The organism is Paenibacillus cineris (assembly GCF_018333335.1).
In the GTDB taxonomy this organism is placed as follows: domain Bacteria; phylum Bacillota; class Bacilli; order Paenibacillales; family Paenibacillaceae; genus Paenibacillus_AQ; species Paenibacillus_AQ favisporus.
Genome location: NZ_BORU01000001.1, coordinates 59,856 through 75,729 on the forward strand (window position 1 = coordinate 59,856; position 15,874 = coordinate 75,729).

Here is a 15,874-nt window from a genome sequence, read left to right on the forward strand (position 1 = left end):
ACATGCCAAGCATTACAGATGCGTTGCGGGCGCGGGGAATCGGCTCCAGTCAAGGGATTAGCCAAACGGACCTAACAGCGCTGATCGATGTAACAAACGCTGCGGAGGCGAACAACGACGCAATCAAGACCGACGTTGTCAACAAGTTGAACACTCTGAACCCGGCGCTCAATCTGACAACGGCAGCGTCCTGGTCGACGATCCGCGCAGCAATCGGCGGCATACAGTACAGAGGGGCGCAGACGATCACCCCAGGTCCTGGGGACATTTCTATTCCCGCTGGCTACCACAGCGGCGGCGGAAAGGTATCCGGGGTTTCTGTGCCTGTGGCCAACGTATTGGCAGGTACTACAATAGCGGGACAGACCGGGACCATGACCAATCGGGGGGAGGTGACTATAACGCCGGGGCCAGCAGATCAGTCGATTCCTGCAGGCTACCATAACGGCGCTGGAGTCGTTAAAGGGGTTGTCGTTCCTACGTCTAAGCTGGTCGAGGGTAACACGGTAGCAGGACAAGCTGGAACGCTGAAAGATTACAGCAGAGCAAAGCTGGGAACAGGTACAACATATGTCGCTGCGGTATCCGCACGGGGTGATAACGGCGGTATTTTAGTCGTAGAACCTCAAACAGGTTATTACACTACGGGCTTGAACGCCACGAACTTCGGATCTATCTCAACATATGACGCGAACTACATCCCCGCGAACATCCTATCCGGCAAATCTATTTTTGGGGTCGCGGGTACAGCTCCGGGGGCGGGACAGTACTACGAGCATGGCATCTCATACCAAAGCTATAAAACCACCGGAACATTCTACACAGACGTTATAACGGGCATCAGAAAAGGCGGCGGCGCAATCATAACGGAAAATCAAGGCTATATCATGCTGTATGTCAGTGCGCAGACAGGCTATGGTATGCTCGCATATGACCAGGCAAGAATATCGCTAGTACTGATAGACGACGTAACAGGTACAGAGGTTAGCACGCTGTACACCCAATGGTACAGCTATGATTCACCGGGAAGTGCAGAGTGGCGTGTCGATTCCATCGTAATTGACCGTGTGAATGAACGTATCAAAGTGCGCCTAAACGGTGCGACTATCTACGGTACATGGACGGTATTCACAGCCGCCACAAACAACCCTGTATCCTTAAAAATTAAGCATTCACTCTCAGTTAACAGTAACGCAGGCATTAACGGGGGGCTATACACTGCTTACACCCTGCAAGCTTTTGTAGTGCAGGCCTAAGAAAGGAGGTTAACACATGCCATTACCAAGCACAGCCAAGCTCCTGGACGTAATCGCCAAGCTGCAGGAGTTGACGGGGATTACACAAATCCCCGACCTAAAAGAGGCGCTGCAGTCTAGGGGGATCACGCTTACGGGCAACGAGACCATGGTCGACCTAATCCAGATCGTGAAGGATAACAACTTTAATAACACGGTGGACGCTACAGCCCTGGCTGCTGAGATTCTGGCAGGGAAGACGGCTTATGTCAAGGGCGCGAAGGTTATGGGGTCTCTGACTGACAGAGGGGCTATGACAATCACCCCAGCAGCTTATGACCAGACGATCCCCTGGGGGCTGCATAACGGCGCCGGGGTCGTGAAAGGCGTTACGGTGCCGACGGACAAGGTCCTGTATGGTACAACGATCGCCGGGCAGGCTGGGGCAATGCCAAACCTAGGTTCAAAAGTTATTATCCCTGGAACTGTCAATCAGGCCATATCCATAGGATATCATAATGGTGAAGGATATGTTGCAGGTGATCCCAATTTGAATGCGAGTAATATCAAAAGTGGGATTTCTATATTCGGTATTGCTGGTAACCTAGTTGATACTGCAGAACAGCATGGTATCTTAAATATACCCGCTAACAGTTTCGCTAATGTGACGACATCCTTTGATATACGGGGATTTGCTGCTAAAGGATACGGTGTGGGCGACATGCTATGGATGACAACAGAGGTTGGATCATATGCAAGATCTACCTCATCTCTGAGCAGTGGAGGAGACGTAACAGATAGCATTTCCCGAGTAGGAGCTAGACAATACAAACTTACCAATTATGTTGTATCAAACGTAAACTGGACATACCAAGCCATTAATTAATAGGAGGTTAGGTAAACATGACTGCGGAAGAGTGGATTTCTAATAATCTAGAAATTATTCAAGACGATGGACAAGAAACAATATCTTGGTCGGGACTCGTATTTACTAGGGTCAAAGTATTTATTAGTTTGTTTCAAGAAGTATTCAATGTTACTAATTTTGCAGATAGAGATGACTTGTTTAATGAGCTCATTCAGCACGATCAGGAGCAAGGACTTGGTTTTACTCCTTACTTGAAGGCTGCAAAGGTTTATAAATTGTGATGAATCCTTTAAAAGAGCTTCATTTTCCCGCCCTCAGGAATCCATTCCGAGGGCTTTTTCACATCCACATTTTAAAAGGAGGGGAACGCCGTGCCACACGAAAGGGTGAGTGACGTGGAGGATGCGACCAAAGCTTTGGTGGAGATTCAAATTCAACTCGCACGTATTGAAAAAACCTTGGAGCAAGTGCCGACGCTGGCCGCCACGATTGAGACAACCAAGGAACTCGCCCGGGAAGCCATGCAGTCGGTTAAGTCAGCACATCAACGGCTGGACCGGATCGAGGACGGCCAAAAATGGCTGTGGCGGACGGTCAGCGGCGCGGCCATCACAATCGTGATGGGTGCCATCGCAGCCGCCGTTCAGCTTGCAGGACATTAAACAATTACTAGGAGGATGGATGAAACATGGATTGGGATATGATTTGGCAGTTGATCGACCCGAAGCTGTTGATTGTGGTAGCTGTGTGCTGGGTTTTGGGATATGTCATGAAACAGACGCCGTCGGTGCCGGATTGGAGCATTGTGTACATGGTGGTCATCGCCGCTGTGTTACTTACGGTTTGGATGCATGGCTGGAACGCTGAGACGTTCATCCAGGGGATTTTGGCAGGAGCCTTTGCCGTATTCGGCCACCAGATTGTGAAGCAGACGAAGAAAGTAGGGGACTCGGATTGAATCCAACCGAATTCATCGCCACCTTCGCCCCCTGCGCCATCGCTGACATGCAGGCCACAGGCGTACCAGCTTCCTTAACCATCGCCCAGGCGATTCTGGAATCCAACTGGGGGACAAGCGGTCTTGCCCGGCAGGCGAACAATTTGTTCGGCATCAAAGGTAAGGGCACTGCAGGAAGCGTAGAAATGCCCACCACGGAGTATGTCAACGGCAAGGCGGTGAAGGTGGCGGCATCTTTTCGCAAATACCACTCCTGGACGGAGTCCATTGCCGACCATTCCAAGCTTTTACTAAACGGCACAAAGGACAAGCCGACGCGGTACCACGGCGTGCTGCACGCGGAATACCGGCAGGCGGCCGAAGCAGTTTGGAAAGGCGGCTACGCGACCGATCCGAAGTACCCGTCCAAGCTGATCGCGATCATGGAGCAGTATGGACTGCCTCAATATGACACATGGAAAGGAGATCACACCGAAATGAGTGTTAACATTACTGAGCTGGCACAGCAGCTGGAAGATTTGAAGAAAAAAGCGGAACGCCTGACCCAACTTGAGGTCCTTCTGCAAAAGGTGGAGCAGCGAATTACCTCGCTGGAGGCGCGGCAGCAGATGAAGGTACCGGCCTGGGCGGAATCCGCGGTGAATGCGGCGGTTGAGGCGAAGATCATCAGCACACCGGTGAATGGAAGCTACGATCTGTACAGGGTGCTGACGATTTTGCAGCGGCTGAAGGTGCTCTAACGAGAAAGCTAGTACCAACCATATAGAGACAAGTCAGGCAGGAGGGAAATCATAATTTTTTTCATACTAAAAGGGAGGCATCCGCTTATGCTGATTTATGAATACCAACCGACCATACAGACGTTTTCGCTGCTGGAGCCGCTGCTGCCGGGCTGCGTGCGGGAACGCATCAAGGCGATTATGGACGCCGCCCCGGAAGCGATGTTTTTTTGCAAAATCGAGGACCTGAACCCGAGCATCCGCGTGTATCTCCTGGAACACGATCCGGTTGACGACTATACAGAGTGCCATCTGCTGTCATGCGACCGGATCGGTCAGGACTATGAATACCTGAGTCTTTCCGTAGAACAGGCCCGTTCCGTGGAAAGGTTCGCAGCCCAGATCCCCGTTATTTCCCGGAGTTAGCGGAAGCTTGCTCGCGTTTGACCCGCTCGTATTCTTCCTCGATCGTTTTGGACAGCAGCTCCGTGGCGGTCATGTTCAGCTTCTTGGCCGCTTCGGCAAGCTGCTTTTTGATGTAGGCAGGCACGTCGTAATGAAATTTAACTTTGTTGCCGTAAGGCATAACAAAAACCCCCTTTACCCCATAACTTCCTGGTATTTGCGTTCGATAATCCGGATCAGCAGCTGGGTTGCGGACATGTCCTGCAGCGCCGCCGCTTCGATCAGCTTCTCTTTGATTTCCGGCTGGAATTCGTAAGGCAGCTTGAGCTTCGGTTCGGACATGTGGCCTTCCATCGTTTTTTCCGCATCAATTGCGAGCTTCACCAGCTCGTCCAACGTCGAAGTCTGGGACGCTTCGCGGCCGTATTTTGGCAGCACCCGGATCAGATATTGCTTCAGCGACTTCTGGTCTTCCTCGGCGATGTCCAGCTTCAGCCGGTCCTCTTCGACGTTCAGCTTGCAGTCCACGTGATAGCCGAACAGATTAATCGAATAGTTCATGCAAAAGACCCTCCTTGGATATTTGTTGTTTATTATATAGTGTATCGATACGCATTACAATATAATAATTTTATCCGTTTGATATATCTTCCACTCCTCTGTAATGGGTCCTCACAATGTCCTTACTACGTCATCGTCATATCCCACAAGTGTCTCCACTTCGTCATCGTCAAGTCCTCGCCAGGTCCCCACAATGTTCCCCGCTTCGTCATCGCAAAGTTCTCACAATGTCTTCTCAATGTCCTCACTAGGTCGCTACCACGCCCTCACCCTGTCTAAATTCCTCTTTTACCGCTCCCTTTCGCGCCCTTCAATTTCTCCCCAAGAACCTCATCAGTGCCATCCTCTGCTTTGCTCCATTTCCTTCGCCAATCTTCGATTTTGTTAACCCGAACCCGCTCCAAATATAGTATGATGTCACTAAGGAAAACCATGTAAACGTCACCAAGCGACATGGTTTGTCTTCCTTAAGAGATCAGAAAGTATAAGTTTCGGAGCCTCCGCTTCCTGATCTCGCAAGAAAAACTTCCGCTAAACGCGGTCTGTCTCCTTTGAAGGGACGTCGATAGACGTTTTTCTTAGCGGATATACATCCAGCAACATCCCGAATGTGCACAACCACAACGAGCGCATCGTTCGCTGACGGAGCAGGGAGGGTTTTATGGAAAAATACATTTTATCACTGGACCAGGGGACGACGAGTTCCCGGGCTATCTTATTTAATGAAAAAGGAGAAGCCGTACATACGGCCCAGCGGGAGATAACGCAGCATTTTCCTCATCCGGGCTGGGTGGAACATAACGCCAACGAGATTTGGGGTTCGGTCCTGTCGGTGATCGCGTCCGTGCTGTCGGAATCAGGTGTGAAGCCTGAGCAGATTGCGGCGATCGGCATCACGAACCAGCGGGAGACCGCGGTGGTGTGGGATAAGGAAACAGGCGATCCTGTGTACCATGCGATTGTGTGGCAGTCGCGGCAGACAAGCGGCATTTGCGAGGAGCTCAAGGCCCAAGGGCTCGACGACACCATCCGCGCCAAAACAGGCCTTCTGATCGATCCGTACTTTTCCGGTACGAAGGTCAAGTGGATTCTGGACGAAGTCGAAGGTGCCCGGGAGAAGGCGGAGCAGGGCAAGCTGCTGTTCGGCACGATCGATACGTGGCTCATTTGGAAATTTACCGGCGGTCGCGCGCATGTGACCGACTACTCAAACGCATCGCGCACGCTGATGTATAACATTTACGATTTAAAATGGGACGACGAGCTGCTGGAGATTTTGGGGGTTCCGGCCTCTATGCTGCCGCAGGTGCGCCCGTCCTCAGAGGTATACGGCCTAACGGTGCCGTATCACTTCTTCGGCACAGAGGTACCGATCGCCGGCGTTGCGGGCGACCAGCAGGCGGCTCTGTTCGGGCAGGCGTGCTACAGTAAAGGCATGGCCAAAAACACCTACGGCACCGGCTGTTTTATGCTGATGAATACCGGTGAAACGGCGGTCCGCTCGGAGCACGGCCTGCTGACGACGCTCGCATGGGGCATCAACGGCAAAGTGGAATATGCGCTGGAAGGCAGCATTTTCGTGGCGGGCTCGGCCATCCAGTGGTTACGCGACGGGCTGCGGATGCTGAAGGAGTCGAAGGAGAGCGAAACGTACGCCTCGCGCGTGGCTTCAACGGACGGCGTGTACGTCGTTCCCGCCTTCGTTGGGCTCGGCACCCCGTACTGGGACAGCGATGTGCGCGGAGCGGTGTTCGGCCTGACACGCGGCACGTCCAAGGAGCATTTTATCCGGGCGACGCTGGAATCGCTGGCCTACCAGACAAAGGATGTGCTGTCCGCGATGGAGGCAGACTCAGGTATCGAGCTGACCACGCTGCGAGTCGACGGCGGTGCGGTGCACAACGATTTTTTGATGCAGTTCCAGAGCGACGTGCTCGGCGTCTCGGTCGAACGGCCGGTCATTAACGAGACGACGGCGCTGGGCGCTGCGTATTTGGCAGGACTCGCCGTCGGGTACTGGAAAAGCCAGGAGGACATCTCCGGCCAGTGGGCGATCGAGCGCGAGTTCCAGCCGGTGATGGAAGAGAAGGAGCGAACCGGGCTGTACGAAGGCTGGAAGAAGGCCGTACATGCAGCCATGGCTTTTAAATAAAACACAGAAACATATCTTGGGGGGTCTCTTTTTCGATCTGGAGGGAGATAAGCACAGATGATATGGTCCAATACGAATCGCGAACAAATCAAGGAGAGCTTGAAGCAGGAAAAGTTTGACGTCCTGATCATCGGCGGCGGCATTACCGGGGCAGGCATCGCGCTGGACGCGACGACCCGCGGGATGAAGACGGCGCTGGTGGAAATGCAGGATTTTGCCGCAGGCACATCCAGCCGCTCGACGAAGCTGGTGCACGGCGGGCTCCGCTACTTGAAGCAGTTTGAGGTCAAAATGGTCGCCGAGGTCGGCAAGGAGCGGGCGGTTGTGTACGAGAACGGTCCGCATGTCACCACGCCGGAGTGGATGCTGCTGCCGATCCACAAGGGCGGCACGTTCGGCAAATTCAGCACGTCCTTCGGACTGCGGGTGTACGACTATTTGGCCGGCGTCAAAAAAGCGGAGCGCCGCATGATGCTCTCCCCGCAGCAGACGCTGGCGAAGGAGCCGCTCATCAAGAAGGAGGGGCTGAAGGGCGGAGGGTACTACGTGGAATACCGCACCGATGACGCCCGCCTGACGATCGAAGTGATGAAAGCGGCCGTGGCGCACGGGGCTTCCGCGCTCAATTACAGCAAGGTCGAGGAGCTGCTGTATGACGCCCGGAATAACGTGCGCGGCGCGGTGGTCCACGACCAGCTGACCGGGGACACCTATGAAATCCACGCAGCCAAGGTCATTAACGCCGCAGGGCCGTGGGTCGACCGCATCCGCGAGAAGGATGCGTCGAAGGAGGGCAAAACGCTGCGCCTCACCAAAGGCGTCCACCTGGTCATCGACCAATCCCGGTTTCCGCTGGAGCAGGCGGTGTACTTCGACACGCCGGATAAAAGAATGGTGTTTGCCATTCCCCGCGATGGCAAGGCGTATGTGGGAACGACGGATACTTTCTTCGACCGGGATACGGCGCATCCCCGGATGACGTACCAAGACCGGGACTATATTATTAACGCGATCAATTATATGTTTCCCGAGCTGCAAATTACGGCGGAGGATGTGGAGTCCAGCTGGGCCGGGGTCCGGCCGCTCATTCTTGAACAGGGCAAGGATCCGTCGGAAATTTCCCGTAAGGACGAGATCTGGGAGTCCGGCTCGGGACTGCTGACGATCGCCGGGGGCAAGCTGACGGGCTACCGGAAAATGGCCGAGACGATTGTGGACGTGCTGTCCCGGGAGCTGACTGAGCAAACAGGGCGCCCGTTTAAAGCATGCCAGACGAAGCATCTGCCGATTTCGGGCGGGGACTTCGGCGGCTCGGCGCAGTATGAGCCTTTCGTGCGGAAGACCGCCCAGACCGGAATCGAGGCGGGGCTGGCCCCGGATGAAGCCCTCGCGATCGCCGGCAAATACGGCACGAATGCATCCGGCGTCTTCCGGCTGATCCAGAGCCACCGGGCGGAGGCGGAAGCGCACGGGCTGCCGCTGATGCTGTTCGGCCAGCTGGCCTATGCGTTGGAAGCGGAGATGGCGGCGACGCCGGTGGACTTTTTTACCCGCCGGCTCGGCGCAACGCTGTTCGATATTCAGCTCGTGCGCACCTGGAAGGCGCCGGTCATCGAATATATGGGCAGCGTGCTGAACTGGAGCCCGGCGGCGAAGGAAGCGTACGCGGCCGATCTCGACCGCGCGCTGCTGGAGGCCGTGGAGCCGGCGGAATCCGATTGAGCATTATAAGGCAATCGAATGAAGCATTTCTATCAGGAACCTTTCATCCCCAGGATGAAGGGTTCCTTTTTGGCTTGGGGTGGTACCCACCAAAACCCGCAGGCTCCCAGTCTCGACAATGGTGAATCTATGAGCAAACGATGCCTACCTGTCAATCCACTGTCAGTGATGTTGACACCAACTGTTCGGATATTTGCGATAAACTTTGCGTTTTTATGGAAAATAGACACTCACCCGCGTCCCATGTTAGTACACCTCCGGCAAAATCGCTTATAATAAAAAAACCATACTGCCCGAGAGAGGAGTGCTGTACATGAACATTAAAGAAAAAAGAGAGCATCGGCAGTACCCCGAACAAGTGAAATCCGACGCGTCCCGCGCGCCATATGAGCGGGATTATTCGCGGCTGATCCATTCGCCGACGTTCCGGAGGCTGCAGGGCAAATCCCAAGTGTTCGGCGCGGGTACGGGGGACTATTACCGGACGCGGCTGACCCACTCGCTTGAGGTGGCGCAAATCGCCCGGGAAGCAGCGCGCAGCCTGCTGCGGGCGCATCCCGAGGTCAGCGACGAGCAGGCGGACAATCCGGGGCTCGTGATCGATCCGGAGGTGGTGGAATGCGCGGCGATCGCGCATGACTTCGGCCATCCTCCTTTTGGACATAAAGGGGAAGAGGTGCTGGACGGCATTCTGGATCAGCTGATCCGGGACCGGACGAAAGAAGCCGTGAAGGGGCTGCATCTGTCCCCGGATGAAGTGAACGACGTCCGCGCTAGGCTGCGGAAAAAATACGAGCATTTCGAAGGCAACGCGCACAACTTCCGGCTGATTATGTTTTTGGAGAAACGGGAAAATGTGGACGGTCTGAACCTGTCCGACGCGATTCTGCTTGGCATCAATAAATATCCGTATCCCGGCACCCTGCTCAAAAAGGGGCTGTACCAGCACGAATGGGGCTATATTTCGCAGATCCGCCAGGACTGGGGCATTCCTGCAGGCAAAAAGACGCTCGAAGCCCAGCTGATGGATTTATGCGACGATATCGCCTATTCGGCCCATGACCTCGAAGACGGCATCAAGGCCGGGAAAATCGAAGTGCACGAGCATTTTCTGAAAGATCCGCATATTTTGCGCCTGATCGTCGAGAAAGTCATGACGCTGGAGGACGCGTTCTGGGATAACTGCCCGGAAGAGCATATCCGCTACAAGGTGGAGGAAGTGCTGACGTCCTTTTTAAAAGTGTGGAATGAGAAGCTTCCGTACTGTGAGTTCGACTACTCCCGTACCCGCCGCGAGGTCAAGGCTTACTGGGTAAGCCTGTTTGTCAGCAGCCTCGGCGTCATTGACGACGGGGACTGGAAGAAGGTGACCTTCGTCAAGGAAGGCCAGGAAGATCAGGATATGCTCCGCACCGTCAGCGTGCTGAAAAGCTTCGCCTGGGTGACGATGATCCGCGACCTGCGGGTGCAGCGGCTGCAGAAGCGCAGCGAGTGGATGATCCAGCAGCTGTGGGACGCTTTTCTCGATCCGGTCGCCTCCAAATCGATTATCCCCTCCGACTGGCTGCAGCGGTTCGAGAAGGATCAGGCCGGACCGAATCCGATCTGGACGTGGGAGCACATGGTGATCGACTATATTGCGGGCATGACGGATGCGTTTGCTGAAAAAATTTACAATGAGCTGTACGGATTGAAGGTAGGTTCCATTTACGACCTGGATTAGGCAGCCATAGAAGGGAAGGAAAGACCGGATGGGCGCTCTTAAACTTAGCGTGCTGGATCTTGTACCAAAAATAGGAGAGGCGTCCTTTGAGGAAGCACTGCAGGAAGCGGCCAGCCTTGCCCGCCATGCAGAACAATGGGGTTACACCCGGTATTGGGCGGCGGAGCACCACGACCTGGTGAACCTGTCCTGCGCCGCACCGGAAGTGCTGCTGGCGCATATCGGAGCCCGGACCGAGCGGATCCGCATCGGGTCGGGGGCGGTCCTGCTGCCGCATTACAGCCCGCTGAAGGTCGCGGAGAACTTCCGCATGCTGGCTGCGCTTTATCCCGGCCGCGTCGATCTTGGCATCGGCCGGGCGCCCGGCGGCTCGGCGCATGCCTCGATGGCGCTGAGCGGCAATTATTTGCAGCATGTGGCCGAGATGCCGGCCCGAGTCCGCTCGCTGATCGAGCTGCTGGAGGACCGCTATGCGTACGAGGACGTGCCGGTCGCGGCCAAGCCCGTCCCGCGGATCCAGCCGGAGCTGTGGATGCTCGGGACGAACAACAAGAGCGCCGGCTTCGCGGCGGAGAACGGCACGGGCTACGTGTTCGGCCAGTTCATGAGCGACCGCGACGGCGCCGAGGTGCTGGCGGCTTACAGGGAGGGCTTCAAGCCGTCGGCTCTGCTGGAGCGGCCGAGAAGCATCGCGGCCATCGGCGTCATTTGCGCCGCGACCGAGCAGGAGGCACTGGCGCTGTCCCGCCGGTCAGCCCTGCCGGAAGTCGAGCGGCCGGGAGCTGAGGCCAGCGAGCCGCAGCCGCAGGCGACCCGGCTGATCACCGGGTCGCCGAAGCAGGTGAAGTCGAAGCTGCTGGAGCTGGCGGATTCCTTCGGGTGCGATGAGTTCCTGGTCACCACGCCGGTAATGAGTTATGCCGAGCGGCTGGAATCTTACCGGCTGCTGGCGTCGGTGTGCTTATAAAAGGGAGCCAGGCAAGTTCGCCTGCCATTCTGCACACGCGGTTCTTGATTGGGAATGGGAATTTGGGAATGTAGAATAGTGACGGTGCTGAACGGTTAGATCGCAATGGAGCCTGAAGATAGGAAGAACGAACGGAGGAACTATGGAATTGACATCCGAACCATCGGAGTTTATTTATATGTACGCCAGCCACGAGTCGGAAACGGAGCTGTGCCGGATGGAGCTGAATGCTCTGCTCGGGCAGGCGAAACCCTTGAAAGGGAGGGGCCTCATGCTGCGCAGCTCCCGGTTGCTTGACCCGGACCGCAGTCCGTATGTGTCGATGCGTCTGGACGTGCTGATGCAGGGCGACTCGATCGAAGAAATTGCCCGGCAGGCTTCGGAGTTAGAGCTTGGGGACGCCACATTCAAAGTAACGTACGTCAAATCCGGCGATCCCTGCTCCTACGAGGACCAGCGGATGCTTGAGCGCCGTGTCGGCAGCAGCATCCGGGGGAAGGCGGAGATGAAGCATCCGGACGTGCAGTTCGGCCTCCTGTCCGCCGAGGGACAGTGGACGCTCGGATGGTGCCGGCATCCCGAACGCGCTTGGCGGCTGCACAAGGACAAGCCGCACAATTATTCCACCGGCCTCAGCGTCACGACCGCCCGTTCGCTCGTGAACATCCTTGTACCGGAGCCTGCGGGTGTCCGGGCCGCCGATCCCTGCTGCGGCATGGGGAACGTGCTGATCGAAGCCCTGTCGATGGGCATCGACATCCGGGGCTGGGACATCAATCCGCTGGCCATCCGGGGGGCCCGGGCCAACCTGAAGCACTTCGGCTATCCGGAGGTGGTGACGCTCGGCGATATGACGCAGGTGACGGATCGCTTCGATGCGGCCGTCCTGGACATGCCGTACAACCTGTGCTCGGTGCTCAGCACGGATCAGCGGCTCGTTATGCTGCAGAGCCTGCGCCGTATGGCGAAGCGGGCTGTTATTGTATCGACAGAGGAAGCGGCGGAATCGATTCAGCAGGCGGGCTTTGCCATTCTGGACAGCGCCCGGGTATGGAAGGGCGGCTTTGTCCGGAACGTCTGGCTTTGCGGGTGACGGAGGCGGATAAGCAATCCGGCATGCGATTACTTTCTTCTATATAATAGAAGAAAGTTTCTCATCCTATTTAGTAGAAGTCTCTCATCACTTTAAGTAGAAGATTCTCATTATAATAGAAGAAGAGTACCATCATGAGTTGAAGTCAAGTCAATCATCTCAGTGCTCATCAAGAGTATCAAGCCCAAAAAGGCTGTCTCACGATCCGGTCTGAATCGACCGGTAACGCGGGACAGCCTTTTTTCATGCTCCGAATATATCAGGACGCTCGCATAGCATCCGGATAATTTCGGAGGCAAAACTCCACCTTGCGGGGGACAGCTGCTGAGAGATGTCCGTATTAATAAGCACGCTCATAATTGACGAGATTACGCGGAAGCTCTTTTCCCTGCACGTAGGCCTTCAGGTTTTCGACAAAAATATCGATGACCCGCTCGGTATACCGGTCGGTGCTTCCGGAAACATGCGGTGTAATGATAACCTGCTCCATGTCCCACAACGGGTGGTCCTCAGGGAGCGGCTCCTTCTCAAACACGTCGAGCCCGGCGCAGCTGATCTGCCCGCTGCGGAGCGCTTCGAGCAGGGATGCCGTATCCACCGTCGGCCCGCGGCCCGCATTGATGAAGCAGGCGCCCGGCTTGGCCGCCGCCCAGGCATCGGCGTTCAGCAGGTGATGCGTCTCATCGGTAAGCGGCAGCACGCTGATGATGTAATCGCCTTGGCTCATCGCCTTGTGGAGCCCGTCCATGGTGAACATCTCGTCCACGTGAGGATCCGCTTTGCCGGAACGGCGGACGCCGACGGTGCGCATCCCGAACGCCTTGGCCAGGCGAGCTGTCTCGCTGCCGATCTCGCCGACGCCGACGATGACGGCCGTTCGGCCATGCAGCTCGGACAAGGTGTCCCGTCCCGGCGCGGCCAGTTTCGTCTCCCAGCTGTGCTTGAGCTGATTGCGGACCGAGACGTGCAGCTGACGTGAGAAGGAGAGCATCATACCAAGGATCGTCTCCGAGATCGGAATCGCATGGACGCCGCTGGAATTCGTCAGCAGCACGCCTTTCTGTTCGAGCTTGTCCAGCGGAAGCGTGTCCACGCCGGCCGACCAGGTCTGCAGCCATTTCAGCCGGCTGTCTTGATTCAGCACCTGATCGGCAATCTGTCTGGACCAGCCGACCAATATTTCCGCTTCGTTCACGAGTGCGGGATCCGCATCGGTGCTTTTGACGACGGTCAGCTTATAGCCGGGGGCGGCTTGTTCAATCAATCGGGTCTGCTCCGGAGTCAGGGAATGCAGACAAACAATTTGCTTCATACCGTTTCAGCCTCCTTCATGTATGTACCCTTGATGTGGCGTTTCTGCTACTCTAAATAGAATGAACTAATGAAATGTTACAGGCCGTATGGGGCTGCTATAACAGGAAGCTTAATGCAAATCATTAGTTCAGTCTATATATTATGAATATATTCAGGATAACAGATTTGAAACGATATACAACAGGGTCCCCCGAGGCCAAGTGAATGAAAGGGAGCAGCGGTCAAGTAAACGCCCTCCTAAGAGTATGCTTTTGCGTAACTCTGCTGCATGACAATGGGCCCGAAAGGTGAAACTATATTAATGAAGGAATTCATGCGAATTATACCTTCGGTACCAATTTTTACAGGATCATTTTATGCGGCGCAAAGGGGAAGAAAGGAGAAGTACTTGCATGGAAATGAAAGAGAAACAAGTTCAAGATAAGCCTTTAAGGCTATTCGTTGCGGTCCGGATACCGGAATCGATCCGATCATTACTGGAAGAATGGAGGCACCGGAACGAGAAGGAGCTCGCTTTTAAAAAATGGACGCACCGGGAGGATTACCATATTACCGTCCAATTTCTGGGAGACGCTGAGGCTGGAAGAGTGCCGGAAATCACGGCTGCCTTAAAAAGGGCTTCCTTGAAAATCAACCCATTTCAACTGGAATTTGGAGCGTTCGGCACCTTCGGGTCAGCGGAGTCTCCCCGGGTGTTATGGGCTGGAGTAATTGACCAATCCGGCGGCCTGGACAAGCTCTATGAAGCGGTCACTTCCGAGATGGGGGAACTGGGGTTCGTAAAAGAGGCGAGACCTTACCGTCCCCATGTCACGATTGCCCGTAAATACGCGGGAAAATCGCCTTTTGCAGGCTCCAATTTACCGTCTTTGGCAGTGGAAAAATCCGGTCCTGAAGGAAAAAATCAGCCTCTGATTTGGGAGGTCGATGAATTTGTACTTTTTTCCACGCATTTGCACGAAAAGCCAATGTATGAGATACTAGAGGCCGTTCAAATGAAAGATTCGTAGATTGGAAATAAATAGCAATAGAAATCGAATATATTTTTCCGCACATGATCGAATATCGAGTTCCCTTTGTTGCCGTATCCTGTGAAGTAAATTTGTGCCGTTCCTAAGCAACATGTGTTGTAAAGATTGTCCTGTTTGTCAGTTATTGTACGATCTCGGATACAGCAATTGACTGAAAATGTTTCCAAAGGTTATTCAAAACCTGTATTTTTGGTTACTTAAAGAGGGAATGTGCCGGAAATATAGGAGGAGAAACATGTACACATTACGTCAAAACCGCTGGATGGCACTGCTGATCGGTGTGCTTCTGGTGTGTTTCTCTGCAATTTGCATGCTGCTGCAAAACGAGCAGATGCATAAAATGCAGTATAACGACAGCACGAATCAACTGGGGGCCGTAACATACAGCAAGAACGATAAAGCAGGCGCAAGCCCGCAGCATTTATCTATACAGGGGGCAAAACACCCGTTAACCGCGGAAAACTCCGTGCAGCTTTTGAATGTAAATTTATTGAAAAAATGGAATGTTAAGCATCATCCCCTTTTTGTCGAAGGGATTTCAGCACAAACACCGGCGCCCGCCAAAAAGGCCCAAGCTGTGCAAGCGAAGCCTAAGGCGAAGAAAGCTGTAGCTGTTGCAGCAAAGCCGAAGCTGGATCCAAAACTGAATCCCCCCACCACGTTATTCTTCAGCCGGACCAAACTGCTCAGTCCTTCCCAGAAGTCGGAAGCGACCAAACAGTACAAGGTAACCGCTGAGGACGTGCTTCTGCTCCGTAGAATCGTGATGGCAGAAGCCGAAGGCGAACCGTACAAAGGCAAAGTGGCTGTGGCCAATGTTGTCTTGAACCGGCTGCGGTCAGCCAATTTTCCCGATACGATTAGAAAAGTCATTTACCAGAGATATCAGTTCAGTCCTGTGGCGAACGGCCGTTTTGACCGTGTGAAGCCGAACGAGGATTCGATTCATGCCGTCAATGAGGCGCTTAACGGACGCAAGGAAGTCTCGGATGATACGTATTATTTTCTGTCGCTGAAGCTGGCCGACGACCTGACGGTTCACCATACGCGGACCTTGGCCAAGACGATCGGCAACCACTCCTTTTACAAATAAATCCCGTAAGTTTAAAATGTTTATGGGTAAAGG

At 54.6% G+C, this 15,874-nt stretch carries 17 protein-coding genes; 14 read left to right on the top strand and 3 right to left on the bottom strand.

Annotated features, from left to right (window positions below):
• The first annotated feature begins 2 nt into the window (after positions 1 to 2).
• The 7 genes from KI379_RS00420 to KI379_RS00450 all read left to right on the top strand — a co-directional run bounded on the left by KI379_RS00420 (position 3) and on the right by KI379_RS00450 (position 4,206).
• The gene (locus tag KI379_RS00420; RefSeq protein WP_212982363.1) at positions 3 to 1,256 is read left to right on the top strand and encodes a hypothetical protein; all 1,254 of its coding nucleotides are present in this window, start codon (positions 3 to 5) and stop codon (positions 1,254 to 1,256) included.
• Between the two features lie 16 nt (positions 1,257 to 1,272).
• Positions 1,273 to 2,121, top strand: a complete 849-nt coding sequence (locus KI379_RS00425; RefSeq protein WP_212982364.1) for a hypothetical protein — start codon at positions 1,273 to 1,275, stop codon at positions 2,119 to 2,121.
• Between the two features lie 17 nt (positions 2,122 to 2,138).
• The gene (locus KI379_RS00430) at positions 2,139 to 2,384 is read left to right on the top strand and encodes a hypothetical protein (RefSeq protein WP_212982365.1); all 246 of its coding nucleotides are present in this window, start codon (positions 2,139 to 2,141) and stop codon (positions 2,382 to 2,384) included.
• A 90-nt stretch (positions 2,385 to 2,474) separates the two neighbouring features.
• The gene (locus KI379_RS00435; RefSeq protein ID WP_240913446.1) at positions 2,475 to 2,765 is read left to right on the top strand and encodes a hemolysin XhlA family protein; all 291 of its coding nucleotides are present in this window, start codon (positions 2,475 to 2,477) and stop codon (positions 2,763 to 2,765) included.
• Between the two features lie 26 nt (positions 2,766 to 2,791).
• On the top strand, positions 2,792 to 3,061 hold the full coding sequence (locus KI379_RS00440) for a phage holin family protein (RefSeq protein WP_212982366.1): 270 nt from the start codon (positions 2,792 to 2,794) through the stop codon (positions 3,059 to 3,061).
• Entirely contained in the window at positions 3,058 to 3,801 is a 744-nt protein-coding gene (locus KI379_RS00445; RefSeq protein WP_212982367.1) for a glycoside hydrolase family 73 protein, read from the top strand. Before KI379_RS00440 ends, KI379_RS00445 begins: the two co-directional genes overlap by 4 nt.
• An 87-nt stretch (positions 3,802 to 3,888) precedes the next feature.
• The gene (locus KI379_RS00450) at positions 3,889 to 4,206 is read left to right on the top strand and encodes a hypothetical protein (protein ID WP_094595183.1); all 318 of its coding nucleotides are present in this window, start codon (positions 3,889 to 3,891) and stop codon (positions 4,204 to 4,206) included.
• Here KI379_RS00450 and KI379_RS00455 read toward each other — a convergent pair.
• Both KI379_RS00455 and KI379_RS00460 read right to left on the bottom strand, forming a co-directional pair.
• Positions 4,190 to 4,366, bottom strand: a complete 177-nt coding sequence (locus KI379_RS00455) for a hypothetical protein (protein WP_163882478.1) — start codon at positions 4,364 to 4,366, stop codon at positions 4,190 to 4,192. The two genes, KI379_RS00450 and KI379_RS00455, sit on opposite strands and share 17 nt — an antisense overlap.
• A 14-nt stretch (positions 4,367 to 4,380) precedes the next feature.
• Positions 4,381 to 4,746, bottom strand: a complete 366-nt coding sequence (locus tag KI379_RS00460; protein ID WP_212982369.1) for a hypothetical protein — start codon at positions 4,744 to 4,746, stop codon at positions 4,381 to 4,383.
• 661 nt (positions 4,747 to 5,407) lie between these two features.
• On the opposite strand from KI379_RS00460, the gene glpK reads away from it, so the two are divergent.
• From glpK to KI379_RS00485, 5 genes are all read left to right on the top strand, one after another.
• Positions 5,408 to 6,898 (top strand): glycerol kinase GlpK, encoded by a 1,491-nt coding sequence (gene glpK, locus KI379_RS00465; RefSeq protein WP_212982371.1) that lies wholly within the window; start codon positions 5,408 to 5,410, stop codon positions 6,896 to 6,898.
• Between the two features lie 57 nt (positions 6,899 to 6,955).
• A complete protein-coding gene (locus tag KI379_RS00470; protein ID WP_212982373.1) occupies positions 6,956 to 8,620 on the top strand; it encodes a glycerol-3-phosphate dehydrogenase/oxidase in 1,665 nt (554 codons plus the stop codon).
• A 313-nt stretch (positions 8,621 to 8,933) separates the two neighbouring features.
• Entirely contained in the window at positions 8,934 to 10,343 is a 1,410-nt protein-coding gene (locus KI379_RS00475) for a deoxyguanosinetriphosphate triphosphohydrolase family protein (RefSeq protein ID WP_212982375.1), read from the top strand.
• 28 nt (positions 10,344 to 10,371) lie between these two features.
• On the top strand, positions 10,372 to 11,310 hold the full coding sequence (locus tag KI379_RS00480; protein ID WP_089549917.1) for an LLM class flavin-dependent oxidoreductase: 939 nt from the start codon (positions 10,372 to 10,374) through the stop codon (positions 11,308 to 11,310).
• Positions 11,311 to 11,452: 142 nt separating this feature from the next.
• The gene (locus tag KI379_RS00485; protein ID WP_212982377.1) at positions 11,453 to 12,403 is read left to right on the top strand and encodes a TRM11 family SAM-dependent methyltransferase; all 951 of its coding nucleotides are present in this window, start codon (positions 11,453 to 11,455) and stop codon (positions 12,401 to 12,403) included.
• A gap of 340 nt (positions 12,404 to 12,743) precedes the next feature.
• On the opposite strand, the gene KI379_RS00490 is transcribed toward KI379_RS00485, so the two are convergent.
• Positions 12,744 to 13,715 (bottom strand): D-2-hydroxyacid dehydrogenase, encoded by a 972-nt coding sequence (locus KI379_RS00490; RefSeq protein ID WP_212982379.1) that lies wholly within the window; start codon positions 13,713 to 13,715, stop codon positions 12,744 to 12,746.
• A gap of 394 nt (positions 13,716 to 14,109) precedes the next feature.
• Between KI379_RS00490 and thpR the strand changes: the two genes are divergently transcribed.
• Both thpR and KI379_RS00500 read left to right on the top strand, forming a co-directional pair.
• Positions 14,110 to 14,727, top strand: a complete 618-nt coding sequence (thpR, locus tag KI379_RS00495) for an RNA 2',3'-cyclic phosphodiesterase (RefSeq protein ID WP_212982381.1) — start codon at positions 14,110 to 14,112, stop codon at positions 14,725 to 14,727.
• Positions 14,728 to 14,983: 256 nt separating this feature from the next.
• Positions 14,984 to 15,841, top strand: a complete 858-nt coding sequence (locus tag KI379_RS00500) for a cell wall hydrolase (protein ID WP_212982383.1) — start codon at positions 14,984 to 14,986, stop codon at positions 15,839 to 15,841.
• The last annotated feature ends 33 nt before the right edge of the window (positions 15,842 to 15,874 follow it).